21 protein-coding genes are annotated in these 25,138 nt (G+C 73.6%); 2 read left to right on the top strand and 19 right to left on the bottom strand.

What is annotated here, in order from left to right:
• Window positions 1-3: 3 nt before the first annotated feature.
• The 8 genes from GTY84_RS04435 to GTY84_RS04400 all read right to left on the bottom strand — a co-directional run bounded on the left by GTY84_RS04435 (window position 4) and on the right by GTY84_RS04400 (window position 10,405).
• On the bottom strand, window positions 4-246 hold the full coding sequence (locus GTY84_RS04435) for a hypothetical protein (RefSeq protein WP_161224770.1): 243 nt from the start codon (window positions 244-246) through the stop codon (window positions 4-6).
• Window positions 243-1,736, bottom strand: a complete 1,494-nt coding sequence (gene gatA / locus GTY84_RS04430) for an Asp-tRNA(Asn)/Glu-tRNA(Gln) amidotransferase subunit GatA (RefSeq protein ID WP_161224769.1) — start codon at window positions 1,734-1,736, stop codon at window positions 243-245. The genes GTY84_RS04435 and gatA overlap by 4 nt, the downstream gene beginning before the upstream one ends.
• Before the next feature lie 5 nt (window positions 1,737-1,741).
• Complete coding sequence (gene gatC, locus GTY84_RS04425) at window positions 1,742-2,038, bottom strand: Asp-tRNA(Asn)/Glu-tRNA(Gln) amidotransferase subunit GatC (protein WP_006130840.1); 297 nt, start codon at window positions 2,036-2,038, stop codon at window positions 1,742-1,744.
• A gap of 910 nt (window positions 2,039-2,948) precedes the next feature.
• On the bottom strand, window positions 2,949-5,189 hold the full coding sequence (locus GTY84_RS04420) for a bifunctional diguanylate cyclase/phosphodiesterase (protein ID WP_161224768.1): 2,241 nt from the start codon (window positions 5,187-5,189) through the stop codon (window positions 2,949-2,951).
• Window positions 5,190-5,448: 259 nt separating this feature from the next.
• Window positions 5,449-7,653 carry an NAD-dependent DNA ligase LigA gene (gene ligA / locus GTY84_RS04415; protein WP_161224767.1) on the bottom strand — a complete coding sequence of 735 codons (2,205 nt, stop codon included), beginning with the start codon at window positions 7,651-7,653 and terminating at the stop codon, window positions 5,449-5,451.
• A gap of 15 nt (window positions 7,654-7,668) precedes the next feature.
• Window positions 7,669-8,670 (bottom strand): methionine synthase, encoded by a 1,002-nt coding sequence (locus GTY84_RS04410; RefSeq protein ID WP_161224766.1) that lies wholly within the window; start codon window positions 8,668-8,670, stop codon window positions 7,669-7,671.
• A 478-nt stretch (window positions 8,671-9,148) separates the two neighbouring features.
• A complete protein-coding gene (locus GTY84_RS04405; protein ID WP_161224765.1) occupies window positions 9,149-9,847 on the bottom strand; it encodes an SDR family oxidoreductase in 699 nt (232 codons plus the stop codon).
• Between the two features lie 18 nt (window positions 9,848-9,865).
• Entirely contained in the window at window positions 9,866-10,405 is a 540-nt protein-coding gene (locus GTY84_RS04400) for a TIGR00730 family Rossman fold protein (protein WP_161224764.1), read from the bottom strand.
• 106 nt (window positions 10,406-10,511) lie between these two features.
• On the opposite strand from GTY84_RS04400, the gene GTY84_RS04395 reads away from it, so the two are divergent.
• Complete coding sequence (locus GTY84_RS04395) at window positions 10,512-10,835, top strand: DUF427 domain-containing protein (RefSeq protein WP_161224763.1); 324 nt, start codon at window positions 10,512-10,514, stop codon at window positions 10,833-10,835.
• An 80-nt stretch (window positions 10,836-10,915) separates the two neighbouring features.
• Here the strand turns inward: GTY84_RS04395 and mnmA are convergent, their stop codons facing one another.
• Entirely contained in the window at window positions 10,916-12,046 is a 1,131-nt protein-coding gene (gene mnmA, locus GTY84_RS04390) for a tRNA 2-thiouridine(34) synthase MnmA (RefSeq protein WP_161224762.1), read from the bottom strand.
• A 59-nt stretch (window positions 12,047-12,105) separates the two neighbouring features.
• Here mnmA and GTY84_RS04385 point away from each other — a divergent pair, with 59 nt between their 5' ends.
• Entirely contained in the window at window positions 12,106-12,804 is a 699-nt protein-coding gene (locus tag GTY84_RS04385) for a peptidoglycan recognition family protein (RefSeq protein WP_161224761.1), read from the top strand.
• A 64-nt stretch (window positions 12,805-12,868) separates the two neighbouring features.
• Here the strand turns inward: GTY84_RS04385 and GTY84_RS04380 are convergent, their stop codons facing one another.
• From GTY84_RS04380 to GTY84_RS04335, 10 genes are all read right to left on the bottom strand, one after another.
• On the bottom strand, window positions 12,869-14,032 hold the full coding sequence (locus GTY84_RS04380; protein ID WP_161224760.1) for a cysteine desulfurase family protein: 1,164 nt from the start codon (window positions 14,030-14,032) through the stop codon (window positions 12,869-12,871).
• 625 nt (window positions 14,033-14,657) lie between these two features.
• On the bottom strand, window positions 14,658-15,518 hold the full coding sequence (locus tag GTY84_RS04375; protein WP_161224759.1) for a thioesterase family protein: 861 nt from the start codon (window positions 15,516-15,518) through the stop codon (window positions 14,658-14,660).
• Window positions 15,519-15,707: 189 nt separating this feature from the next.
• The gene (locus GTY84_RS04370) at window positions 15,708-16,367 is read right to left on the bottom strand and encodes a trimeric intracellular cation channel family protein (protein WP_161224758.1); all 660 of its coding nucleotides are present in this window, start codon (window positions 16,365-16,367) and stop codon (window positions 15,708-15,710) included.
• A 69-nt stretch (window positions 16,368-16,436) separates the two neighbouring features.
• Window positions 16,437-17,729 (bottom strand): dipeptide ABC transporter ATP-binding protein, encoded by a 1,293-nt coding sequence (locus tag GTY84_RS04365; RefSeq protein WP_345943336.1) that lies wholly within the window; start codon window positions 17,727-17,729, stop codon window positions 16,437-16,439.
• On the bottom strand, window positions 17,726-18,811 hold the full coding sequence (locus tag GTY84_RS04360) for an ABC transporter ATP-binding protein (protein ID WP_161224757.1): 1,086 nt from the start codon (window positions 18,809-18,811) through the stop codon (window positions 17,726-17,728). Before GTY84_RS04360 ends, GTY84_RS04365 begins: the two co-directional genes overlap by 4 nt.
• Complete coding sequence (locus tag GTY84_RS04355) at window positions 18,808-19,815, bottom strand: ABC transporter permease (protein ID WP_161224756.1); 1,008 nt, start codon at window positions 19,813-19,815, stop codon at window positions 18,808-18,810. The genes GTY84_RS04360 and GTY84_RS04355 overlap by 4 nt, the downstream gene beginning before the upstream one ends.
• 69 nt (window positions 19,816-19,884) lie before the next feature.
• Window positions 19,885-21,657, bottom strand: a complete 1,773-nt coding sequence (locus GTY84_RS04350) for an ABC transporter substrate-binding protein (RefSeq protein WP_161224755.1) — start codon at window positions 21,655-21,657, stop codon at window positions 19,885-19,887.
• A gap of 38 nt (window positions 21,658-21,695) precedes the next feature.
• Window positions 21,696-22,694, bottom strand: coding sequence for an ABC transporter permease (locus tag GTY84_RS04345; RefSeq protein WP_161224754.1), 999 nt, complete (start codon window positions 22,692-22,694; stop codon window positions 21,696-21,698).
• A 794-nt stretch (window positions 22,695-23,488) separates the two neighbouring features.
• A complete protein-coding gene (locus GTY84_RS04340; protein ID WP_161224753.1) occupies window positions 23,489-24,271 on the bottom strand; it encodes an enhanced serine sensitivity protein SseB C-terminal domain-containing protein in 783 nt (260 codons plus the stop codon).
• Between the two features lie 94 nt (window positions 24,272-24,365).
• On the bottom strand, window positions 24,366-25,136 hold the full coding sequence (locus GTY84_RS04335; protein WP_161224752.1) for an enhanced serine sensitivity protein SseB: 771 nt from the start codon (window positions 25,134-25,136) through the stop codon (window positions 24,366-24,368).
• Between the last annotated feature and the right edge of the window lie 2 nt (window positions 25,137-25,138).

The following is a 25,138-nucleotide window of genomic DNA, read 5'->3' as shown; positions in this document are numbered from 1 at the left end:
CTCTCAGCCCAGCAGGACGTCGTCGTCGCCGAGGCGCTTCACCTCGCGGTAGAGGATGGCGAGGCCGGTGACGATCGCGGCGGCGGACACGGCGGCGTCGACCAGCCGGAGCGTGTCGCTCTCGGCGCGGGCCTGCCTGGCCTGCTTGGCGATGCCGAGCGCGCCGAACGCGGTGGTGGCCATGGACAGGTAGAGGCCGTTCTTGGACTTCTTGAAGCCCTTGGCCTTCGACAGTGCCTTGCTCACAGCGACGGTGCCTCCTCGATCAGCGGGTGACCCCACTGTTCCACGAAGGCGGCCTCGACGGCGGCGCCGACCCTGTAGAGCCGGTCGTCCTTCATGGCGGGGGCGATGATCTGCAGTCCCACCGGCAGGTTGTCCTCGGGGGCGAGCCCGCAGGGCAGCGACATGGCCGCGTTGCCCGCCAGGTTGGTGGGGATGGTGCACAGGTCGGCCAGGTACATCGCCATCGGGTCGTCGGCGCGCTCCCCGATCGCGAAGGCGGTGGTCGGGGTGGTCGGCGAGACGATCACGTCGACCTGCTCGAAGGCACGCTCGAAGTCCCGCGTGATCAGGGTGCGGACCTTCTGGGCGCTGCCGTAGTACGCGTCGTAGTAGCCGCTCGACAGGGCGTAGGTGCCGAGCATGACGCGCCGCTTGACCTCGGGGCCGAAGCCGGCCTCGCGGGTCAGGGAGGTGACCTCCTCGGCGGAGTGCGTGCCGTCGTCGCCGGTCCGCAGGCCGTAGCGCAGGCCGTCGAAGCGGGCGAGGTTGGAGGAGCACTCGGAGGGGGCGATCAGGTAGTACGCCGAGAGGGCGAGGTCGAAGGACGGGCAGTCCAGCTCGACGATCTCGGCGCCCAGCCCGCGCAGCAGCTCGACGGACTCGTCGAAGCGCTGGACGACACCGGCCTGGTAGCCCTCGCCGCGGAACTGCTTGACGACGCCGACGCGCATCCCCGCGACGCTGCCGTTGCGGGCGGCCTCGACCACCGGCGGGACGGGCGCGTCGACGGAGGTGGAGTCCATCGGGTCGTGGCCGGCGATCACCTCGTGCAGCAGGGCCGCGTCCAGGACCGTGCGGGCGCAGGGGCCGCCCTGGTCGAGGGAGGAGGAGAAGGCGACCATCCCGTAGCGGGAGACGGCGCCGTAGGTCGGCTTGACGCCGACGGTGCCGGTGACGGCGGCCGGCTGGCGGATGGAGCCGCCGGTGTCGGTGCCGATGGCGAGCGGCGCCTCGAAGGAGGCGAGCGCGGCCGAGGAACCGCCGCCGGAGCCGCCGGGGATCCTGGTGAGGTCCCAGGGGTTGCCGGTCGGGCCGTAGGCGCTGTTCTCGGTGGAGGACCCCATGGCGAACTCGTCCATGTTGGTCTTGCCGAGGATGACGACGTCGGCGGCCTTGAGCCGCTTGGTGACGGTCGCGTCGTACGGCGGGATCCAGCCTTCGAGGATCTTGGAGCCGACGGTGGTCGGCACGCCCTCGGTGGTGAAGATGTCCTTCAGCGCGAGGGGGACGCCGGCCAGCGGGCCGAGCTTCTCGCCCCGGGCGCGCTTCTCGTCGACGGCGCGGGCCTGGGCGAGGGCGCCCTCGCGGTCGACGTGCAGGAAGGCGTGCACCTTCTCGTCGACGGCCTCGATCCGGGCCAGGTGGGCCTCGGTGACCTCGACCGCGGTCAGTTCACCGGCGGCGATCTTCGCGGCGATCTCGGCCGCGGTGAGCCTGATGATGTCGCTCATGACGGTTACTCCTCCCCCAGGATCTGCGGCACCTTGAAACGCTGCTGCTCCTGGGCCGGGGCGCCGGAGAGCGCCTGCTCGGGCGTGAGCGACGGACGGACCTCGTCCGCCCGCATGACGTTCGTCAGCGGGAGCGGGTGCGAGGTCGGCGGTACGTCTTGGTCGGCGACCTCGCTGACGCGGGCGACCGCGCCGATGATGTCGTCGAGCTGTCCCGCGAAGTGATCGAGCTCTTCGGGCTTCAGCTCCAGACGCGCCAGCCGGGCGAGGTGGGCGACCTCCTCGCGCGTGATGCCAGGCATGCAGCGTTCCTCTGGGGTGAGTGTGTGTGGTTTGGAGCCAATCCTATGGGGCCGGGCCGGATGGTCGTACATCGGTTTCCCCGGCCCGGCGACCGCCGGGCGGCGCCCCGCGCGGTACGGGGTGATGTTCACCCGTTCGGTGGATTCGTCGGGGGCCGCGCCGGGGGCGGGCACGCCCGCGCGGAGGCGCCGGCGGGCGTGTGCCGACGGGCGGCCGGGGGATGCCGGGTTCGCCCCGGCGGGCGGACAGACGCATGCGCGGTTCGGCGCCCGACGGGCGGACAGGCACATGCCCGGTTCGCCCCCCGACGGGCGGACAGGCACATGCCCGGTTCGCCGCCCCGGTCGGGCCCCGGCATCCGGGCCGGCCCGGGTTTCCGGCGGGCGGGCGGGCGCCGGTCGCCTCCCGACGCGCGGCGCCGGGGAGGCACCCGCCGTGCGGGCGGGCGCCGAGACGAGGCTCCGGCGGAAGGGCGGACACCGGGGCCGCCGACCCCTTCCGGCCCTGGCCCACGGCCCGGCCCGGGATTCCGGCGAGCGGGCGCGGAGGGGGGCGGGGCTGCGCACGGTGGCCCGGCACGGCGGCGGCCCCTCGGTCCGGGGCGAATTCCAGGGCCCGGGGCCTTCGGGGCTTCGCCGCCCGCCACCGGGCGGGCCGCCACCGAGGCGTACCGCAGGGCGGGCCGGCCGCGCATGCCCGCCGCGGGGCCGGGTCCCGCGCGCCGGGGGCGTCCGGGACCGGGCGGGCCCGCGGGGCCCGCCGGGCGGACGCGCGGCCGGGCCCGGCCTCCGGACCGGTCGGCCCCGATGGCGGAGGACCGCCGCCTCCCCGCGCCCGCCCGGGGCGCCCCGGGCGGGCGCCCGGGCCGGACGCCGGGCCCGGGGCGGGGGCCTCAGGGTCAGGGTGCCGTCAGGGCGTCCGGCGGGGCTCGTCGACCCGGGCGGCGGGCAGCGCGGCGGTGGAGCGCTGCCAGCCCCGGGCGCCCCGGGCGAGCAGCCAGGCGGTGGTCTCGTCCGGCGGCATCGCGGCGGCCACCAGCCAGCCCTGCACGGCGTCGCAGCCGAGGTCGCGCAGCCGCTCCCAGGTCTCGTCGTCCTCGACGCCCTCGGCGACGACCAGCAGGCCGAGGGAGTGGGCGAGGTCGACGGTGCAGCGCACGATCTCCGCGTCCTCGGTGTCCACGGCCAGCCGGGCCACGAACGAGCGGTCGATCTTCAGCTCGCTGACGGGGAGCCGGCGCAGGTGGACGAGGGAGGAGTAGCCGGTGCCGAAGTCGTCCAGCGACATCTTGACGCCGTGTCCGGTCAGCGCGTTGAGGGTGTCGGCGGCGCGCTGCGGGTCCTCCAGCAGGACGTGCTCGGTGATCTCCAGTTGGAGCGCTCCCGCCGGGACCCCGTGCCGGGCGAGCCGGGCGGCGACCGATCCGGCGAAGCCGGGGCTGTGCACGTCGCGCGGGGAGACGTTGACGGCGACCGGCACGAACAGCCCCTGCGAGCGCCACTGGGCGACCTGGGCGAGCGCCGTCTCCAGCACGTACTCGGTGAGGCGGGGCATCAGCCCGGAGGACTCGGCGATGGCTATGAACTCGTCCGGCGGCACCTTGCCCCGCTCCGGGTGGACCCAGCGGACCAGCGCCTCCAGCCCGGCCACCTGGCCGTCGAAGCGGACCTTGGGCTGGTAGTGGAGGCGCACCTCGTGGGCGTCCAGGGCGCGGCGCAGGTCGCCCAGGAGTCCGAGCCGGTCGGGGGTGTTGGAGTCGCGCTTGGACTCGTAGGCCTCCACCCCGGTGCGGTCCCGCTTCGCCTGGTACATCGCCACGTCGGCACGGCGCAGCAGCCCCTCGGCGTCGAGCGCGTGGTCGGGGAAGACCGCGACCCCGGCGCTGGCCTCCAGGACGAGGGTCAGCCCGTCCAGGTCGAGCGGGGAGCTGAGTTCGGTGACCAGGCCCCGGGCGACCCGGGCCGCGGCGGTGGTGGAGTCCGCGACCGGCAGTAAAACGGCGAACTCGTCGCCGCCGAGCCGGGCGGCCTCCGCCCCGCGCGGGAGGGCCTGGCGGAGCCGGTCGGCGGTCTGCAGCAGCAGCCGGTCGCCCGCCAGGTGCCCGAGGGTGTCGTTGACCGAGCGGAAGCGGTCGAGGTCGATCAGCATGAGGGCGGCGCGGGCCCCGGAGCGTTCGGCCTCGTCCAGCGCGGTCCAGGTGCGCTCCAGCAGCCACTGCCGGTTGGGCAGTCCGGTGAGCGGGTCGCGGAGCTGCTCCTCGGCGCGGGCGCGGGCGATCCACAGGGTGGAGTCGAGGGCGATCAGGGGAATGGAGAACAGCGGCAGCAGCAGCGGCTTGGCGACGGCCACCACGCAGATCAGCGGGGCGATGCCGAGCAGGGCGACGGCCAGCAGCCCCTGCCGCAGCAGGGCGGTGCGGGCGACGGTGGGCAGCCCGGGGCGCGGGGTCTGGAGGTACCAGAGCAGGGCGCGGGTGACGACGAGGTAGGCGAGGGCGACCAGCGCCACCTTGGGCACCGCGTAGGGCCCCCAGGCCGTCGGGTCCCAGGGGTGCTCGACGGTGGGGACGGAGCCGCAGACACCGAGCACCAGGGCCCCGGCGGCGATGCCGAGGATGTCCACGGCGCCGTGCAGGACGCCCTGGCGCCAGCTCCCCCGGCGGGCGACGCCGACCAGGACGACGACGGTGAGGCTGACCATCCCGGCCGGCACCCAGCCGTGGAGCAGCAGGACGGCCAGGGTGAGCGCCGCGCCCGAGCCGGTCCCTCCCCACCAGCGGGAGCGGCCGAGCATGACGAGGTGTCCGACGACGATGCCGGCGAGCACGGCCAGCGACCAGCCCGCGGTCCCGGACGGGAAGAGGGGGTGGCCGCCGCTGAGGGCCCGGTAGTACCCGGCGCCCAGCACGAACGCGGCGAGGGCGACGATCACGGCGGGCAGCGCGGGCCAGGCCGGATGGCGCTCGGTGTCGGCGTGCTCCTCCGAGCGGCAGGGCAGCGCGAGGGCCGTCCGGTGCCCGGCGGGGCGTCCGGGCACCGCCGGGCGCGGTGTGCCGCCCCCCGGTGCGGGGGATCTGATGCCCCACCAGGCGCTGACCAGTCGCCGCAGGCGCGGCCGTGAGCCCGCGGCGGCGCTCTCGGTCGGTTCCATTCCCGTCCCTCTCACAGCCGGCGGTGCCCACCACGCGGCCCGACGCCCGACATCCATCAGCGGCTCCGCATGGGAGACCCCTTCCCCCTGTTCCATGGGCAGGGGCCATGCGACCCGGCCGTGACCGGGCACGGCGGGCGCACAACCTCAACACTAGGCCGCCAAGGGCTCCCTGCGGCACCGGTCGTCAACGGTTGCCCGAATGCGGCCTGGCCACCCGTATGCATCTGGTATGCGCCGATCCAGCGACGTTCAACCGTTATTCCTCGGCCGAAAGCGCGGCGGCGGCCGCGGCCTCGGGGCCCTGGTCGAGCAGGACGGCGAATCCGTCCTCGTCCAGGACGGGCACCTTGAGTTGAACGGCCTTGTCGTATTTGGAGCCGGGACTGTCCCCGACGACGACGAAGGAGGTCTTCTTGGAGACCGATCCGGTCACCTTGGCGCCGCGGCTCTGGAGGGCGTCCTTGGCGCCGTCCCGGGTGTGGCGCTCCAGGGTGCCGGTGACGACGACGGTCAGGCCCTCAAGGGGGCGGGGGCCCTCCTCCTCGCCGGTGGCGTGGTCCTCCAGCGGGACGCCGGCGGCCTTCCACTTCCGGACGATCTCGCGGTGCCACTCCTCGGTGAACCACTCCTTGACGGCAGCGGCGATGGTGGCGCCGACGCCGACGGTGGCGGCCAGCTCCTCCTCGGTGGCCTGCTCGATGCGGTCGACGGAGCGGAACTCCCGGGCGAGGGCCTGGGCGGCGACCGGGCCCACGTAGCGGATGGAGAGGCCGTTGAGGAAGCGGGCCAGCGGGCGGGTCCTGGCCTCCCTGATGTTCTCCAGCAGGGCGACCGTGTTCTTCCTGGGCTCGCCGTCCTTGGTGGCGAAGACGGGGACGATCTTCTCCTCGCCGGTCTTCGGGTCGCGCTTGGGCAGCCCGCTGTCCGGGTCGAGGACGTACGCCCGGATGGGCAGGAGCTGTTCGAGGGTGAGGTCGAAGAGGTCGCCCTCGTCGGCGAGCGGCGGTTCGGCCGGTTCCAGCGGCCGGGTGAGGGCGGCGGCGACGACTCCGCCGAAGTGCTCGATGTCGAGGCACTCGCGGCCCGCGAGGTAGGCGAGGCGCTCGCGGAGCTGGGCCGGGCAGGTGCGGGCGTTGGGGCAGCGCAGATCGATGTCGCCCTGCTTCTTCTCCACGAGCGTCGTCCCGCACTCCGGGCACTCGGTCGGCATGACGAACCTGTGCAGCTCCTCCTCCCTGCCCTCGCGGAGGTCGGCGACCGGGCCGAGGATCTCGGGGATCACGTCACCGGCCTTGCGCAGCACCACGATGTCGCCGATGAGGACGCCCTTGGCCTTGACGACCTCCTGGTTGTGCAGGGTGGCGAACTCCACCTCGCTGCCCGCCACGGTGACCGGCTCGACCTGGGCGTAGGGGGTGACGCGGCCGGTGCGGCCGACGCCGACCTTGATGTCGATCAGCTTGGTGTTGACCTCCTCCGGCGCGTACTTGTACGCGATGGCCCAGCGCGGGGCCCGGGCGGTGGAGCCGAGGCGGCCCTGGAGGCGGATCTCGTCGAGCTTGACGACGACGCCGTCGATCTCGTGCTCCACGGAGTGCCGGTGCTCGCCGTAGTACGCGATGAACTCCCGGATGCCGTCGAGCCCGTCGACCACCCGGTTGTGCGCGGAGGTGGGCAGGCCCCAGGTCTCCAGCAGGCCGTACGCCCCGGAGAGCCGGGTCAGGCCGGTGTAGCCCTCCAGGGCGCCGATGCCGTGGACGACCATGCGCAGCGGGCGGGTGGCGGTGACCCTGGGGTCCTTCTGGCGCAGCGATCCGGCCGCCGCGTTGCGCGGGTTGGCGAAGGGCTTGTCGCCGGCGGCGGTCAGCCGGGCGTTCAGCTCCTGGAACTTCTCCATCGGGAAGTAGACCTCGCCGCGGATCTCGACGAGGCCGGGCACCTCCTCCCCGGCGAGGCGGTCGGGGATCCCGGCGATGGTGCGGACGTTGGGCGTGATGTCCTCGCCGGTGCGGCCGTCGCCCCGGGTGGCGGCGCGGACCAGGCGGCCGTGCTCGTAGGTGAGGTTGACGGCGAGTCCGTCGACCTTCAGCTCGCAGAGGAAGTGGTACTCCTGGTCGCCCAGCTCCTTGGCGATCCGCTCGGTCCAGGCGGCGAGCTCCTCGTCGTTGAAGGTGTTGTCGAGGGAGAGCATCCGGGAGCGGTGCTCGACGGCCGTGAACTCCGTCTCGTAGGTGCCCGCGACCTTCTGCGTCGGGGAGTCCGGGGTGCGCAGCTCCGGGTACTCCTCCTCCAGCGCCTCCAGGGAGCGCAGCAGCCGGTCGAACTCCGCGTCGCTGACGACGGGGGCGTCCTTCACGTAGTACCGGAAGCGGTGCTCCTCGATCCGCTCCGCGAGCCCGCCGTGCTCCTCGCGCGCCTCCGCGGGCACGTTCGTCGTCTCCGCCTGCTTGTCGCCGGCCACCGTGTCGTCCTCCCGTTACTCAGGGTTGTCCGCGAGTGATCTCGCCGCCCGGACGCAGTGGGCGAGCGCCCGGCGGGCGTACTCGGGGGACGCGCCCGCGAGTCCGCACGCCGGGGTGACCGTGACCGCGTCCGCGAGAAGCCCCGGAGACAGCCCCAGCCTGCGCCACAACGTTCTGACGTCCCCGACGCTACCGGCAGGCTCGGACAATGCCGTGTCCGTCCCCGGCACGACACCGGCGAACAGCCGGGTGCCGCCCTCGACCGCCTCCCCGATCGCCTCGTCGTCACGTTCGGTGAGCAGCGAGACGTCGAAGGAGACCCCGGCCGCCCCGGCCCGGCGCAGCAGGGCGAAGGGGACGGCGGGCGCGCAGCTGTGGACGACGGTGGGGCCGCCGTCGTGCACGGCGACGAGGTCGCGGAGGGCGGCCTCGACCTCCTGGCGGTCCACGGCGCGGTGGGTGCGGTAGCCGCTGGCGGTGCGGACCCGGCCGGTCAGGACGGCGGTCAGGGACGGCTCGTCGAGCTGGAGGACGGGGGTGGCGCCGGGCACCCGCCGCCGGATCTCCGCGAGGTGGAGGCGCAGGCCCTCGGCGAGGGAGGCGGTGAGGTCGCGGCGGGCGCCGGGGTCGGAGAGGACGGCCTCTCCGTTGCGCAGCTCCAGGCCGGCGGCGAGCGTCCAGGGGCCGACGGCCTGCACCTTGAGGGGCCCCTGGTGGCCCTGGGTGAACTCCTCCAGCGCGTCGAGGTCCTCGGCGAGCCAGGCGCGGGCCCGCCGGGTGTCGCGGCCGGGGCGGTCGCCGAGCCGCCAGCCGCTGGGCTCCACGCGCGCGTACAGCTCCACGAGCATCCCGGCGGTGCGGCCGGTCATGTCGGCGCCGGGACCGCGGGCGGGCAGCTCGGGGAGGAAGGGGAAGTCCTCGAAGCTGCCGGTGGCGGTCCGGGCGGCCTCCCGGGCGTCGAGGCCGGGCAGCGAGCCGATGCCGGTGGCGGGGCCGAAGGGCCGGTTGTCGTTCACGGGGAAAGCGTACGCAGGGGGCGGGGGCGCGGTGCGCCGGACTCCCCGCCGGGCGCCGCCCCCGGAGGGACCGGGGACGCGGCCGCTCCGGTCGCGGGCTTGCGGGGACGGCGGGGCCGGGCGGACGCGGTGTCGGGCGGCGCGGCGCGGGACACGGCCCGGTGGACGCGCGGGGCGGGTACGGCCTCGCGGGCGGGCGCGGGTGCCCGGACGGACGCGGCCCCCCGGACGGACGCGGACCCCCGGCGGGCGCAGGTGCCCGGACGGGCACCCGCTCCGGGCGGAGCCGCCCCGGCCCCGCACCGTCCCCGGCGGACGCGTGGGCCCGCCCCGGCGGGGGGGGGCGGTGCGCGGTCATCCGGGCTCGGCGGCCCGGCGCGGGAGCGCGCCCGACGCGGGGGCCCGGGGTGCGGGCGCCCGGCGTACGGCCCCTCCCCCACGCGGGGCCCGTTGGCCGAGGCCCCGGGCCCGCCCCCGGCTAACGGCCCGGGCGGATGGTCAGGTCGTTGACCTCGGCGTCCCGGGGCAGGTCGAGGGCGGCCAGGAGGGCCGTGGCGACCGACTCCGGGTCGATCCAGCGGGCCGGGTCGTACTCCCTGCCCTCCTGACTGTGCACCTTGACCTGCATGGGGCCGGCGGTGCGGCCGGGGTAGACGGAGGTGACGCGGACGCCGTGGGCGTGCTCCTCCTGGCGCAGGGAGTCCGCGAGGGCCTTCAGCCCGTGCTTGGAGGCGGCGTACGCGGACCAGTTGGCGGAGGCGTTCAGCCCGGCCCCGGAGTTGACGAACACCACGTGTCCCTGGGCGGCGCGCAGTTGCGGCAGCAGCAGCCGGGTCAGCTCGGCGGGGGCGATCAGGTTGACGTTGAGCTGGTGGTGCCAGGTCCGGGGGGTGAGATCCCCGACCGGGCCGAGGTCGACCACTCCGGCGATGTGCAGGAGGGAGTCGACGCGGTCCGGCGGCGACTGGTGCGACAGGGCCCAGGAGAGCCGGTCCGGGTCGGCCAGGTCCCCGACCAGGGTGGCGGCGCCGGGGAAGGCGGCGGCCAGTTCCCGGGCCCGGCCCGCGTCGCGGGCGTGCAGCACGAGGCCGTCGCCGCGCTCGTGCAGTCGGCGGGCCACGGCCGCGCCGATGCCCGAGCCCGCTCCGGTGATCACATGAGTAGCCATGACCGCCATGCTCGCACCACCGGGGGGTCAGACCACGCCCAGGGTCTCCTCCAGGTGGGCGAGGGCGCCCACCGGCTCCTCGGCGAAGAACACGAGGTCGGTCAGGGGCCGGGGCAGGAAGCCCTCGTCCTCCATGCGGCGGAACTGCTCGCGGAGGCCGTCGTAGAAGCCCGCCGTGTTGAGCACGACGACCGGCTTGTCGGTGCGGCCGTGCTTCTTCAGCTCCAGGATCTCGGTCGCCTCGTCCAGGGTGCCGGTGCCGCCGACCATGACCACCACCGCGTCGGCCTTCTCCAGGAGCAGGCGCTTGCGCTCGCCCAGGTCCCCGGCGATCACCATCTCGTCGGCGTCCGCGCGGGCCCGGTCCGCGAGGAAGTCCACGGAGACGCCCAGCAGCCGCCCCCCGGCCTCCTGGACGCCGTCCGCGACCACCTTCATCAGCCCGACGTCGGAACCGCCCCAGACGAGGGTGTGGCCCCCCTTGCCGAGCAGGGTGGCGAACTCCCCCGCGGGACGGGTGTAGCGCTCGTCGAGGTCGGCGGCGGACAGGAAGACGCAGATGTTCATGGCCCCACGGTACGGCGCGGCCCGGTCGGGAAGAACGCGGCCTTTGGGCACGCTGTCCTGAAGGGGGCGCCCATGTGACGGGGGCCACCGACCGAGGAGGACGATCGTGAGCGAGGGACACCGCATCACCGTCGGGCCCAGCGGACGGCACGTGCGCGTGGTGCGCGGCGGCCGGGTCCTGGCGGAGAGCGACGGGGCGCTGCTGCTGCGCGAGACGGGCTGCCCCGACCGGTACTACATCCCGGCCGGGGACGTGCGGCTCGATCTGCTGACCCCGTCCGGCACGCACACGCACTGCCCGTTCAAGGGCGACGCGTCGTACTGGTCGCTGCCGGACGCGCCGGACCTGGCCTGGGCCTACCCGGAGCCGAAGCCGGAGGTGGCCGCGATCAGGGACCACCTGTGCTTCTACGACGTGGAGGTGTTCTGACCGGCGCGGCGGCGCCGCCGCGGGCGGCCGGGCCGGGCGGCCGGGCCGGGCGCCCAGGGGGCGCGGTGCCCGGCCGCTCGTCAGGCGGCGCCCGCCGTGGCGCGCGTGGTGGAGGCGATGGTCGCCGAGCCCACCACCCGGGTGCCGTCGTAGAGGACGACGGCCTGGCCGGGGGCGACACCGCGCACCGGCGCGGCGAAGGCGACCTCCAGGGCTCCGTCGACGACCTCCGCCCGGACCTCCGTCTCCCCGCCGTGGGCGCGGAGCTGGGCCGTGTAGGTGCCGGGGCCGGACGGGGCGGCGCCGCACCAGCGGGGCCTGATCGCGGTGAGCGCGGTGACGTCCAGGGCCTCGGCCGGGCCCACCGTCACCGTGTTGTCCACCGGCGAGATGTCCAGCACGTACCGGGGCTTGCCGTCGGGGGCGGGGGTGCCGATGCGCAGGCCCTTGCGCTGGCCGATGGTGAAGCCGTAGGCGCCCTCGTGGGTGCCGAGCCGCGCCCCGGACTCGTCGACGATGTCGCCCTCGGCGCGGCCCAGGCGGCCGGCCAGGAAGCCCTGGGTGTCGCCGTCGGCGATGAAGCAGATGTCGTGGGAGTCGGGCTTCCGGGCGACGGCGAGCCCCCGTCGGGCGGCCTCGGCCCGGATCTCGTCCTTGGTGGTGACGGTGTCCCCGAGCGGGAACAGGGCGTGCGCGAGCTGCCGGTCGTCGAGCACGCCGAGGACGTAGGACTGGTCCTTGGCCATGTCGGAGGCGCGGTGCAGCTCCCGGAGGCCGTCCTCGCGCAGCACCACCTTGGCGTAGTGGCCGGTGCAGACGGCGTCGAAGCCGAGCGCGAGCGCCTTGTCGAGGAGCGCGGCGAACTTGATCTTCTCGTTGCAGCGCAGGCAGGGGTTGGGGGTGCGGCCGGCCTCGTACTCGGCGACGAAGTCCTCGACGACGTCCTCGCGGAAGCGGTCGGCGAGGTCCCAGACGTAGAACGGGATGCCGATGACGTCGGCCGCGCGGCGGGCGTCCCGCGAGTCCTCGATGGTGCAGCAGCCCCGCGCGCCGGTGCGGAAGGACTGCGGGTTCGCGGAGAGGGCGAGATGGACGCCGGTCACGTCGTGCCCCGCCTCGGCCGCGCGGGCGGCGGCGACGGCGGAGTCGACCCCGCCCGACATGGCGGCGAGGACGCGGAGGGGGCGGGCGGGCCGCGGGATGTCAGTCATAGCCCCTCCAGGGTAAGGGGAAAGGGAACCGGGACCCTCGGATATCCGTTCTCCCGGGTATGGGGGAAAAGAGCGGATCGGGCGGGGCCGGCGGCCGGGAGCGGCACATCGGCCGGCGGGCGCTGTTGTTCGGCGGTACGGCGGTGGCCCTGGGCGGCGCGGCGCTGTGGTGGCGCGGGCCCGGGGAGCGGACGCCGCGGGTGCCGGGGGCGGTGGACTACGAGGGGGCCCGCTGGGTGGCCGCCTCGGAGGCGAACTGGCGGCGGGCGGACCGTCCCGGCGACTACCGGGTCGACCGGGTCGTCGTCCATGTCACCCAGGGCAGTCTGGCGAGCGCGGTGCGGGCCTTCCAGGACCCGGGCCACCGGGCGGCGGCCCACTACGTGGTGGGGCGCGACGGGCGGGTCACCCAGATGATCCGCGAGCTGGACGTGGCCTACCACGCGGGGAACAGGGAGTACAACGAGCGCAGTGTGGGCATCGAGCACGAGGGGTTCGTGGACCGCCCGCAGGACTTCACGGACGCCATGTACACGGCCTCGGCCGAGCTGACCGCGGGGATCTGCGCCCGCTACGGGATACCCGTCGACCGCGCGCACATCATCGGGCACGCGGAGGTGCCGGGCGCCGACCACACCGACCCCGGGCCGCACTGGGACTGGGACAGGTACCTGCGGCTGGTGCGGCGCGCCCGCACCTCGGTCCCGACGCCGGGCACCGGGACGGGGTCGCCGGGCACGGCGGTCGCGGGCGGCTGACGCCCCGGCGGGCCGGGGCCGCCCGGCGCGGGCCGGGTCCGGCGAGCCCCCGGTTCGGCCCGGTTCAGCTCAGGCCGGCCGCGCGGGCCCGTTCCACCGCCGGGCCGATGGCCTTGGCGACCGCCTCCACATCGTCCGTCGTGGAGGTGTGGCCGAGGGAGAACCGCAGGGTGCCGCGGGCCAGTTCGGGCTCGGTGCCGGTGGCCAGCAGGACGTGGCTGGGCTGGGCGACCCCGGCGGTGCAGGCGGAGCCGGTGGAGCACTCGATGCCCTGGGCGTCGAGCAGCAGGAGCAGGGAGTCGCCCTCGCAGCCCGGGAAGGTGAAGTGGGCGTTGGCCGGGAGCCGGCGCACCGGGTCGCCGCCGAGCAGGGCGTCGGGCACCGCGTCGAGCACCGCCTCGGCCAGCCGGTCGCGCAGGTTGCCGACCTCGCGGGCGAACCGGGGCTGCCGGGTGACGGCGTGCCGGGCGGCGACCGCGAACGAGGCGACGGCCGGCACGTCGAGGGTGCCGGAGCGGACGTGGCGCTCCTGGCCGCCGCCGTGCAGCACGGGCACGGGGCTGTACTCGCGGCCCAGGAGCAGTGCGCCGATGCCGTAGGGGCCGCCGATCTTGTGGCCGGAGACGGACATCGCGGCCAGGCCGGAGGCACCGAAGTCCACCGGGAGCTGGCCCACCGCCTGGATCGCGTCGGCGTGCAGCGGGACACCGAACTCGGCTGCCACGTCGGCCAGTTCGCGGACCGGCATGATGGTGCCGATCTCGTTGTTGGCCCACATCACGGTGACGAGGGCCACATCGCCGGGGTCGCGGGCGAGGGCCTCGCGCAGGGCCTCGGGGTGGACGGCGCCGTACGCGTCGACGGGCAGGTACTCGACGGTGGCGCCCTCGTGCTCGCCGAGCCAGTGGACGGCGTCGAGGACGGCGTGGTGTTCGACGGGGCTGGCCAGCACCCTGGTCCGGGCCGGGTCGGCGGCGCGGCGGGCCCAGTACAGGCCCTTGACGGCGAGGTTGTCGGCCTCGGTGCCGCCGGAGGTGAGGACGACCTCGCTGGGGCGGGCGCCGAGGGCCTCGGCGAGGGTCTCGCGGGCCTCCTCCACGGTGCGCCGGGCGCGGCGGCCGGACGCGTGGAGGGAGGAGGCGTTTCCGGTGACACCAAGGTGTGCGGCGAGTGCCTCGATCGCCTCGGGAAGCATCGGGGTGGTCGCGGCGTGGTCGAGGTAAGCCATGGTGCCCCCGATTCTACGGGGCGCCCCCGCACGCCCCCGGGCCGAGGGCGCCCCTGGGGCCGGACCCGACGGACGCGGCCGTCCTGCACCGCGCCCTCCGGCCCGGAAGGGGGGCCCGGGCCGGCGGGTGCGCCAGCGCGCACGGCCCGGGCCGGCCGTGAACGGCGGGACGAGCCGGGGCGGACGGAGACGGCGGCACGGGCGCCGGTGCCGGCACGGCGGCACGGAGGGCCGGGCACGCGGTGGCGCGAGGGGCCGGGGCGGGCCCAGCAGCTCCGGAAGCCGGGGCGGCGGCACAGGGCCGGAGGCCGGACGGGGCGCGGCAGCCCGGGAACCGGGACGGGACGGCAGCACGAGACCCCTGGCCGGACCGGGACGGCGGCACGGGAGCCGGAACCAGGCAGCAGCGGCGCGAGGCGCCGGGGCGGGGCGACAGCACTGAAGCCGGAGCGGGAGCCGAGCGCGGGAGCGCAAGACCCGGCCCGGCGTGGCAGCGCAAGAACCCGGGCCGGGACGGGCGCGGTGGCCTCGGAGCTGGGACGGGCCCCGGCACTGGCCACGGAGCCCGGATCGCGGCCCGGATCACCGGGCCGGATCACCGGACCCGGGTCGCGGGACGGCGGCGTCAGCCCAGGCGGACGCGGGCCAGTTGGCGGGACTGGGCGACCAGCCGGTCCGCGCTGTCCCAGACCTCGGCGTCCTCCTCCAGGAAGCCCCCGGCGAGATTGCGCGTGGTGACGGCGATCCGCAGCGGGCCGGGCGCCGGGCGGCAGCGCACGTGCGCGGTCAGCTCGACGGTGGGCACCCAGCCCTTGAGCCCCAGCTCGAACGCGGTGGGCGGCAGCGCGTCCACCGCGAGCAGCAGCGAGAGCGGGTCGGCGTCACGGCCGTCGGCCAGCCCGAACCAGGACCGCATCTCCCCCTTGCCGGAGGGCTGTCCGAGCGCCCAGCCCAGAGTGGCCGGGTCCAGCCTGAGCGTCAGCCGGTCCGTGATGGCCGAGCTTCCCTCGACGGGCGCGGGGCCGTCCTCGGGGCCGAAGCACCGCTCCATGGGCGGCAGCACGGGCGGGCGCGCGGCGGTGCGGACGTCGTCGGGCAGGGTGCCCAGGTCCCCGTAGGAGGCGAGGACGCGGATGCGCTCGACCTCGGCGCCCTCGTCGTCGTACTGGAGGAGGGACGCCTGGCCGGTGGAGAGGGAGCGCCCGGTGCGGACCGTCTCGGTGCGGATCACGGCGGGGCCGGGCCGCGAGGCGGTGAGGTAGTGCGCCGTGATGGTGAACGGGTCGGGGTGCGGCAGGGCGTCGCCGAGGGCGCGGCCCAGGACGGCCAGGAGATAGCCGCCGTTGACGGCGCTGATGATCGTCCAGCCGGCGGAGAGGTCGATGCCGTAGACGCCCGGGGCGCGTCGGACGACGGCGGTGTCACGGTCGAACTCGCTGTCGCCGATGGTGGCCCGGGTGACCGGCGCGGAGGCTGCTTCTGGCATGACCGCAACCGTACCCCAGGGATCTACTAAGCGGTAGCTTTGGCCTGAAAGGGACGCCTCGCCCCGGAGCCGGGGTTGCCGGACCGGGGCCGGCGGGAAGAGGGAGCCGCGGGCCGGGCCGCCGGGAAGCGGGGGCCGGGCCGCCGGAAAGCGGGAGGCCGGGGGCCGGGCCCGCCGGGGGCGGGGGGGTCACTCGCCCTCCACCGCCGTCGAGCGCCGGTTCCAGGCGCGCGGGGCCCGCCAGTGGTAGCGCAGGGCCAGCAGCCGCAGCACGAAGGCGGTGACGACGGCGAGCCCGGTGGTGAACGGGGTCAGGGCGTCCTGACGGATGCACAGGGCGACCATGGCGGAGCCGACGATGGCCGGGACGGCGTACAGGTCGCGGTCCCAGCGCAGCAGCGAGGGCACCTCGTTGGCGAGCACGTCGCGCAGCACGCCGCCGCCGACGGCCGTGGCGAGCCCCAGGCAGGCGGAGGCGGTGAGGCCGAGCCCGTAGTCGTACGCCTTGGTGGTGCCGGCGACGCAGAACAGGCCGAGACCGGCCGCGTCGAAGATGTTCACGCCGGTCTGCAGGCGCTCGACGTGCGGGTGCAGGAAGAAGACCAGCACCGTGGCGAGGAGCGGGGTGACGAAGTACCCCAGGTCCGTGAAGGCCGCGGGCGGGACGGCGCCGATGACGAGGTCCCGGAACAGCCCGCCGCCCAGCGCGGTGACCTCGGCGAGGACGGCGATGCCGAACACGTCGAAGTTCTTGCGGACGGCCAGCAGCGCTCCGGAGATGGCGAAGACGAAGATGCCGATCAGATCGAGCGTGTGCTGGACGGTGGGGCTGAAGAGTTGCTGGTACACCCTGACATTCTCACCCGACGGCGAACCCCCGCCTTGCAAACGAAGGCGGGGGTTCGCTGGACGGGCAGGTTACTTCTTGTCGCCGGAGGATTCCCCGGACTCCGCGGAGTCCCCGGAGCCTCCCGAGGCCGCGCCCTCCTCCGGCGCCGGGGACTCCCCCGCCGGTCCGGCGCCCCCGGCCGGCGCCGCCGTCGCGCCGCCGACCTCCGCGGCGACCGCCGCCGAGGTCGCCGCGGACTCCGCGAGCGCCTTCTCCGGCACCGTCTCCGCCGCCGCCCTGGCGTCGGAGAGCAGGACGACGTCCTGCGGCGCCTGGTCCGCGAAGTTCTCCGGGTGGTGGCAGGCGACCCGCTGCCCCGGCCGCAGTTCCTTCAGCGGCGGCTCGGTGGTCGCGCAGATCTGCGTGGCCTTCCAGCACCGGGTGTGGAAACGGCAGCCGCTGGGCGGCGCGATCGGCGAGGGCACGTCGCCGCGGAGCAGGATGCGCTCGCTCCTGGCGCCCCGGCGCTTCGGGTCCGGCACCGGCACGGCCGACATCAGGGCCTTGGTGTACGGGTGCATCGGCGCCTCGTACAGCGAGGTGCGGTCCGCCAGCTCGACGATCTTGCCCAGGTACATCACCGCGATCCGGTCCGAGACGTGCCGGACGACGGACAGGTCGTGCGCGATGATCACGTACGTCAGGCCCAGTTCCTGCTGGAGGTCGTCCATCAGGTTGACGACCTGGGCCTGGATGGAGACGTCCAGCGCGGAGACCGGCTCGTCCGCGACCACCAGCTTCGGCTTCAGGGCCAGCGCGCGGGCGATGCCGATGCGCTGGCGCTGGCCGCCGGAGAACTCGTGCGGGTAGCGGTTGAAGTGCTCCGGGCTCAGGCCCACCAGCTCCAGGAGCCGCTGGACCTCCTTCTTCACCCCGCCCTCGGGCTCCACGCCCTGGAGGCGGAACGGTGCCGAGACGATGCCGCCGATGGTGTGGCGCGGGTTCAGGGAGCCGTACGGGTCCTGGAAGATCATCTGGATGTCCCGCCGCAGCGGGCGCATCCCGGCCGTGTTCAGCCGCGTGATGTCCTGGCCCTCGAAGTGGATCGAACCGCCGGTCGGGTCCTGGAGCCGGGTGATGACCCGGCCCATGGTCGACTTGCCGCAGCCCGACTCGCCGACCACGCCGAGGGTCTCGCCCTTGCGCACCTCGAAGTCGATGCCGTCGACGGCCTTGACCGCGCCGACCTGCCGCCGCAGGACGCCCTTGCGGATCGGGAAGTGCTTCTGCAGGCCCTCGACCCTGAGCAGCACCTCGCGCTCCCCGGGGGCCGCCGCCTGCGCCGGGACCTTCGTCCCGTCCGTCTTCTTCGTCTCACTCACAGCTTCGGCACAATCTCTTCGGTCCAGATCCGCGTGCGGTCCTCCGGCGAGAGGTGGCAGGCGGAGTAGTGCCCGCTGCCGACCTGCTGGAGCTCCGGGCGCACGGTACGGGTGACATTGCCCTTGGGGAGGTCGGCGTACGGGCAGCGCGGGTGGAAGGCGCAGCCCGAGGGGACGTTGATGAGGCTCGGCGGCTGGCCCTTGACCGGGATGAGCCGTTCTGAGGTCTCGCGGTCGATGCGGGGCATCGAGCCGAGCAGTCCCCAGGTGTAGGGGTGCTGGGGGCGCTCGAAGACGTCGTCGACCGAACCGCGCTCCACGCACCGGCCGCCGTACATCACGAGGACGTCGTCGGCGATCTCGGCCACCACGCCGAGGTCGTGGGTGATGAGCACGACCGCGGAGCCGAACTCCTTCTGCAGATCGCGGACGAGGTCGAGGATCTGTGCCTGGACGGTCACGTCGAGGGCCGTCGTCGGCTCGTCGGCGATGAGCAGTTCGGGGTTGTTGACCAGTGCCATGGCGATCATCGCGCGCTGGCGCATGCCGCCGGAGAACTCGTGCGGGTAGCTGTCGACGCGCTTGCCGGGCTCGGGGATGCCGACCCGGTCGAGCATCTCGACCGCCCGCTTGCGCGCCGCCTTGCGGCTGACGTCGTGGTGGACCCGGTACGCCTCGACGATCTGGCTGCCCACCGAGTAGTACGGGTGCATCGCGGACAGCGGGTCCTGGAAGATCATCGCCATCTCGCGCCCGCGCAGCCGGCGCACCTCGTCCGGCTCGGCGGAGACCAGTTCCTTGCCGTCGAGCCAGATCTCGCCGGACATCCGGACGTTCTTGCCGCGGGGGCCGAGGCGGTGCAGGCCCATGATGGCCAGTGAGGTGACCGACTTGCCCGAGCCCGACTCGCCGACGATGCAGAGGGTCTTGCCCTTCTCCACCTGGAAGCTGAGCCCGTCGACGGACTTGACCAGGCCGTCGTCGGTCGGGAAGTGCACCTTGAGGTCGCGGACCGTGAGGAACGCGTCGGGCGCGTTCGCGGGGGTGCCCGCGGCGGACGCGGTCCTGGAGAGTTCGGTCACGAGAGCCTCACCCGGGGGTCGGCGGCGGCGTACAACAGGTCCACCAGGAGGTTGGCGAAGACGACGAAGAAGGCGGCGAGCAGGGTGACGCCGAGGATCGGCGGCAGGTCGTTGTCGGTGATGCCCTGCACCGCGTACTGGCCGATGCCCGGGAGCGAGAACACCGTCTCGGTGATCACCGCACCGCCGAGCAGCAGGCCGAGGTCCATGCCGAAGACGGTGATGATCGGCGTCAGGGCGGCCCGCAGGCCGTGCCGGGTGACGACCGTGCGCTCGCGCAGGCCCTTGGCGCGGGCCGTGCGGATGAAGTCCTCGTTCATCGTCTCCAGCATCCCCGAGCGGGTGAGCCGCGCGTAGATGGCGGAGTACAGCAGGGCCAGTGAACACCAGGCCGGGAAGAGCGTGTTGGCCCATTGGCCCGGATTCTCGGTGAACGCCACATAGGTGCGTCCGAAGATGGGCCACTGGAAGGTGAACAGCAGCAGCGCCAGGTTGCCGGTGAAGAACATCGGCAGCGAGACACCGGCGAGCGCGACGCCCATGAAGGTGCGGTCGAAGACACTGCGGGGCTTGAGCGCCGAGATGACACCGATCAGGACACCGGAGAGCAGCCAGAGCACGGCGGCGCCGCCGGCCAGGGAGAGCGTCACCGGGAGCCGGGAGGTGAGCTGCGGCCACACCTCGACGTGGTTCTTGAAGGAGTAGCCGAAGCACGGAGCGTCGCAGCGCGCCGTCGTGGGGCCCAGGTTGTAGGTGGCGCCGCTGACGATCCCCTTGATGAAGTGCCAGTACTGGACGTAGAGGGGCTGGTCCAGGCCGAGGTTCTGCTTGACCGCGGCGATGTCGGCCTTCGTCGGACTCTTTCCGATGTACTGCTGGGCGAGCTGGTCGGCGCTCTGGCCGACGAGCCGCGGCAGCAGGAAGAAGATCGCGAAGGTGACCGCGGTGACGACCAGCAGCAGGATCACTGCCGCGAACGTCCGACGGAGGATGTACGAGATCACGGGGACCGGCGCTGGTGCCCGCGGGCCGCGAAGCCCGCGGGCACCAATGCCTTCACCTGCCTTCCGGGGCTACTTCTTGGTCGTGCCGATGTTGAGGTAGTCGTACTGACCGCTGAAGGCCGCCGTGGACACCAGGTTGGTGAAGGTGGTCGGGCGGTACAGCAGGACCTTGAAGTAGGTCAGCGGGACGAGCGCGGCCTGCTCCATCGCGCGCTTGTCGATCTCGGCGTAGAGCGAGTTGCGCTCGGTCGCGTCCTCGGTGGCGATGGCCTTGCCGAGCAGCTCGTTGATCTGCTTGTCGTCGATGTACGACAGGTTGGTGTTGCCCGAGGTGCCGATCGCGCCGCCGTTCAGGATCTGCTGCAGGAAGCCGTAGCCGGAGGGCCAGTCGGCACCCCACTGCATCAGGTGCAGACCGATGTTCTGCTTCTTGGTGAACGTGGGCACACCGGCGTAGTCGGTGAAGTACTTGCCCGACGGGTACTGCTTCAGGCTGGCGTTGATGCCGACCTTCTTCAGCGAGGCGATGATCGCGGTGGCCGCGTCGATCTCCTGCGGGCGGTCGCTGCGGGCGGAGATGTTGGTGGTGATGGTCTTCTTGCCGCAGGCCTCGAGCTGCTCCTTGGCCTTGGCCACGTCGCCCTTGTTGCCCTCGGTGGCGTAGACGTCCGCCTTGCCGTAGCCGACGATGTCCGGCGGCAGGACGGTGGTGGCGACCTCACCGCGGATCGGGCCGCCGAGGGCCGTCTGCACGGAGACCTTGTCGATGGCGTACTCGACGGCCTTGCGGCACTCGACCTTGTCGAACGGGGCGACCTGGTTGTTGATCGCCATGTAGACCAGACGGCCACCGTAGGTGTTGTCCGTGTTGGCCTTCAGCTTGGCGTCGTTGACGACCTTGGCCTGCGTCGCGGCCTGGACGCCGGTGCCGCCGAAGTCGATGGCGGTGCCGGACTGCACGTCCTGGTCGATCGTCTCGGCGTTGACCTTGAGCTTGACGACGATCTTGTCCGGGTACTGCTTGCGCAGCGGGTCGGTCTTCGGGTCCCAGTTCTCGTTGCGGACGAGGACGACCTGCTTGCCCTCCTCGTAGCTCTGGAACTTGTAGGAGCCGGACGACACGATGTTCTTGACGTAGTCGATGCCGGTGTCCTTGGCCTGCGGCACCGGCGCCGTCTGCGGCGTCGCGACCAGGTAGTCGAACTCCTGGAACGGGCGGTCGAGGTGGAAGACGACGGTGGTGTCGTCCGGCGTCTCGATCGCCTTCAGGCCCTCGGGGCTCTTGTCCTTGTACGGGCCCTTGTACTTGGCGCCGTCCTTGAGGAACTGCTGGAAGTAGTTCGGGCCCAGGGAGATCACGTCACGCGCGAAGTTGGAGCGCTCGACGGCGTACTTGACGTCCTTCGAGGTGATCGGCGTGCCGTCCTGGTACTTCAGGCCCGCACGCAGCTTGTACGTCCAGGTCTTGCCGCCGTCGCTCGGCTGGCCCTTGCTCTCGGCCAGGTCGGGGACGAGGTTGTTGCCCTTCTCGCCCGGACCGGGCGCGAAGGTCATCAGCGGACGGGCGTAGAGCCGGCTGAAGTTGTACATGTACGCGTAGTACGTGTTGCCGGGGTCGAAGGAGTCCGGCACGTCCGAGTACTCGTACGTGACCGTCCCGCCCTTCTGGGTGGAGGCGTTGACGACGCTCGTGGTCGCTGCGTTGGCCTCAGCCGACGTGTTGCCCTTGTTCTCCGAGTTGTCGTCGGCCTTGCTGCACGCCGAGAGCAGCAAGCTCGCACTGCCGACGGCCGCGATAGCGGCCAGCGTTGACCTTCGCATGATGGTCTGCTTCCCCTCCATTGGTGGTAAATCTGTAGGACTCTCTGGGCAGGCGCGGTTCAGCGGCTGCGCGGGTCGAGAGCGTCACGGAGACCGTCGCCGAGCAGGTTGAACGCCAGGACGGTCACGAAGATGGCAAGACCGGGAACGATCATGAACTGGGGATCGACCTGGTAGAAGTCGACCGCCTGGTTCAGCATGCCGCCCCACGAGGCCTGCGGCGGCTGGATGCCCACGCCGAGGAAGCTCAGGGACGCCTCGAAGAGGATGTTGGTCGGGATCAGCAGCGTCGAGTAGACGATGATCGGACCGACGAGGTTCGGCAGCAGCTCCCGGAAGAGGATGTACGGGCCCTTGGCCCCCATCCCCCGGGAGGCGTCGACGAACTCGCGCTCCCTCAGGGCCAGTGTCTGGCCCCGGACGATGCGGCCCAGATAGGGCCAGTTGAAGAAGCCGATGACGAAGACCAGCACCACGATGTGGAGCGGCAGTCCCTCCAGCCCGAAGGCACCGCCCTGCAGCGTCGCCGAGATGGCGATGGCGAACAGCAGGAGGGGGAAGGCGAGGAAGGTGTCCATCAGCCGGCTGATGATCGTGTCGACGCGTCCGCCGTAGTAGCCCGCGACCACGCCGAGGATGGCGCCGATGGTGTTCGACAGGATCGTGGCGCCGAAGGCGACGACCAGCGAGACCCAGGAGCCCTCCAGGATGCGGGTGGCGATGTCCCGCCCGAACTTCGGCTCCACACCGAGCGGGTGGTCCATGCTCATGCCGCCGAAGTCGCCCTTCGGCAGCGAGGTGTTGGGGTCGATCAGGTCCTGGTTGAGGGCGTTGGGGTCCAGGCCGAACATCGCCTGGATGGGACGGGACAGGACCGCGATGAGGACCAGCAGGATCACCACGACCCCGCCGGCGACGGCGACCTTGTCCTTCTTGAAGCGGGACCAGGCGATCTGGCCCAGGGAACGGCCCTCGATCTGCCCCTTATCGGCGCCGACCAGGACAGCCTCGGGCTGTGCCTCGGCTTGCGCCCCGGTGGTCTCGATCGGTGCGGTCACAGTGACCCGACCCCTCTCGCCGGTGGTGACCGGCCTTTGCCCGCCGCAGTCGGCGACTTGTTCCGTTTGCTTGCTGCCCGGCGGACGCGGTGTGACTCGGCCGTCCGCCGTCCGGCCTCCGGCGCACCTCATGGGCGCTCACTCACCGGACCGGCGGCCTTCCCCCGTGGAGGGGAGTCTTCAACGCCCCGGCGATCACGCGCCAGATCTGACGGGGAAAGTATGCGCAACCGTGACGCCGACCGCTGAGTTCCGTTATCCGAACGGCAGACAACTCATGCCGGACAGTGGCCTGTCCATCATGTCCGGTGAAATCCGGAAAGAGCCCCTCATCCTCGAAGGCCTCGACCCCGGACACAGTGACACAGGGGCGGGAAGCCCGCGCAGGGGCCCCACCTGTTCACCCGTCCGGCCGTACCCGCCGGTACCTTCCGCGTCCGCGCAGGCCAGGGGGCGGGGGCGCGGGGAGGACCGCTCGGAGGGCGGGGGCGGCGCCGGGCTCCGGGAGGGCGGGTGGGCGGGTGCGCCCGGGGCACGTGGCGGGCGCCGGGGGCTCCGGAGGCCGCGGGCGGCCGCAGACCCGCCGCGGATGCGGTGGGCGGGGCCGGTCGGTCCCGGCGCCGGGGGCTGCCGGGTGGTGTCGGGCCGAGGGGGCGCCGGGCTCGGGCGTGGGGCGTGGACGGGGCCGGGGCACAGGCGGGGCCGGGGCACGGGTGGGGCCGGGGCACGGGTGGGGCCGGGGCACGGGTGGGGCCGGTGTCGGGCGGGGAATGCGAACGGGGGCGGGTCCCGGGTCAGTACGCGCCGCGCGGGGGGTACCCGTAGCCGGGGCCCGGGGCGGGCGCATGGGCCTCGCGGTCGTAGAACGGGCGGGCGTTGGCCCGCAGCCACATGGCGACCGGGTCGTGCGCGTCGGTCATGGCGACGGTGGAGACCGGCAGCCCCTCCGGGACCGCGCCCACCGACTGCTGCATCATGCCGCGCACCGCGTCCACGGCGGGCGGGGAGACGTCGTACACGTCCAGGCCGATGGCCAGATAGGGGGAGCCGAGGGCCGGCTGCACCCAGGCCCGGCGCAGGGCGCGGACGGCGGGGGTGAGATGGGCGTTGCGCGCGAGCAGGGCGTAGAACTGGGGGAGTTCGATGGCCGGGTCGGACAGGCTCAGCGGACCGGCGGGCTGGCGGTCCAGTCCGGAGGCGATCCGGCGCAGATCGAGCCAGGGCACGCCGAGGCCGCCGCCGGGGGCGTGCGGGTTGAGCCAGAGGCCGAAGTGGTCCGGGTACAGGGAGCGGGCCACCTCCAGGACGTCGACGACCTCGTACGACCGGTTCCAGCCGCTGGCGGACAGCTCCTGGGCGGAGGTGACGCAGGGCGCGTAGCCGTGTCCGTCGACCTCCATGTTCCCGTACTGGGCGTCCGGGGAACCGGCCTGGCCGTGCCACAGCAGCATCCAGACCTGGCCGGAGGTGGGGGCGGCGAGCGCGCGCAGAAGGGCCTCGTAGGCGTCGTAGCCCCCGGGCGTGACCTGGCGCAGCATGTGCTCGACCTGCCCGGTCGCGGTGCCGCTGGCGCTCACGTGTATCGCCCCTTCGAGAAGTTCCCCGGTAGTGCGACCAGCTTACGGCTCCCCGCGCAAGGGGAGCCCGAGTCCCGGCAGGGGTCTTTTCCGGTCAACGGTCCTGCTGGTAGAAGGGCCGCACCCGGTCGCGGAGCCAGTCGCAGACCGGGTCCTGGGCGGCCTCCAGGAGGACCAGGTTGACCGGCCACGGCGCCGGGGCGCGGCCGAGCGCGCGGCCGAGCGCGTCGAGGGGCCGGGTGGCGGCGTCGCCCTCCCAGTGGGCCAGTTCCACGCCGACGAACATGACCGGCTCGGCGGTCTCGACGGCGGCCAGGCAGCGGCGGGCGGTGCGGACCACGCCGGTGGCGTCGAACTCGGCGGAGGCGGCGGCCAGGAAGTCCACCGGGTCGTCCTGCCAGTCCGGTTCGAAGAGGCGGACCCGGCCGCCGGAGGCGGGACCGTCCAGCGGGGTGAGGCCGGTGCGGCAGAGATCGGCGACGGCGGCCGGGGGCAGCGGGACGCCGACGGCGCCGTCCGGGTTCACGGCGAGGCCGATCTGCGGGGGCAGGCCCCGGGCGAACTCGGCGGCGGGGGCGACGGTGTACCCCAGATGGCCGCCGGTGGCGAGGCGGAGCTGCTCCTCGGAGCTGAAGACCGGGACGTAGGCCTGGCCGTCCAGCTCGACCGCGGGCAGGTCGAGGGGGCCGCTGTCCGGGCCGCCGCCGTTGGGCAGCGGTATCCAGAGGGAGCTGCGGCCGAGCACCTCCAGGAGCCGGGCCTCGGCTCCTGGCACGCCGAGGGAGGCGGACAGCACCTCCTCCAGCTCGTTGCCGGGCCAGCCGCCGCCGGGCGGCCGGGACTGCCCCTGGGCCGGAATCTCCATCT

The sequence above is a fragment of the Streptomyces sp. SID8352 genome (genome assembly GCF_009862265.1).
GTDB lineage: Bacteria > Actinomycetota > Actinomycetes > Streptomycetales > Streptomycetaceae > Streptomyces.
This window is presented reverse-complemented; position numbering and strand designations above follow the sequence as displayed.

Bases quoted from the DNA above. Each gene is read 5' to 3' on its own strand.
- GTY84_RS04400 (WP_161224764.1), bottom strand. From the start codon at position 10,405: ATGAACATCTGCGTCTTCCTGTCCGCCGCCGACCTCGACGAGCGCTAC.
- GTY84_RS04405 (WP_161224765.1), bottom strand. From the start codon at position 9,847: ATGGCGGTCATGGCTACTCATGTGATCACCGGAGCGGGCTCGGGCATC.
- GTY84_RS04385 (WP_161224761.1), top strand. From the start codon at position 12,106: ATGGGGGAAAAGAGCGGATCGGGCGGGGCCGGCGGCCGGGAGCGGCAC.
- GTY84_RS04420 (WP_161224768.1), bottom strand. From the start codon at position 5,189: ATGGAACCGACCGAGAGCGCCGCCGCGGGCTCACGGCCGCGCCTGCGG.
- gatC (WP_006130840.1), bottom strand. From the start codon at position 2,038: ATGCCTGGCATCACGCGCGAGGAGGTCGCCCACCTCGCCCGGCTGGCG.
- GTY84_RS04335 (WP_161224752.1), bottom strand. From the start codon at position 25,136: ATGGAGATTCCGGCCCAGGGGCAGTCCCGGCCGCCCGGCGGCGGCTGG.
- GTY84_RS04380 (WP_161224760.1), bottom strand. From the start codon at position 14,032: ATGGCTTACCTCGACCACGCCGCGACCACCCCGATGCTTCCCGAGGCG.
- GTY84_RS04350 (WP_161224755.1), bottom strand. From the start codon at position 21,657: ATGGAGGGGAAGCAGACCATCATGCGAAGGTCAACGCTGGCCGCTATC.
- mnmA (WP_161224762.1), bottom strand. From the start codon at position 12,046: ATGACTGACATCCCGCGGCCCGCCCGCCCCCTCCGCGTCCTCGCCGCC.
- GTY84_RS04375 (WP_161224759.1), bottom strand. From the start codon at position 15,518: ATGCCAGAAGCAGCCTCCGCGCCGGTCACCCGGGCCACCATCGGCGAC.
- gatA (WP_161224769.1), bottom strand. From the start codon at position 1,736: ATGAGCGACATCATCAGGCTCACCGCGGCCGAGATCGCCGCGAAGATC.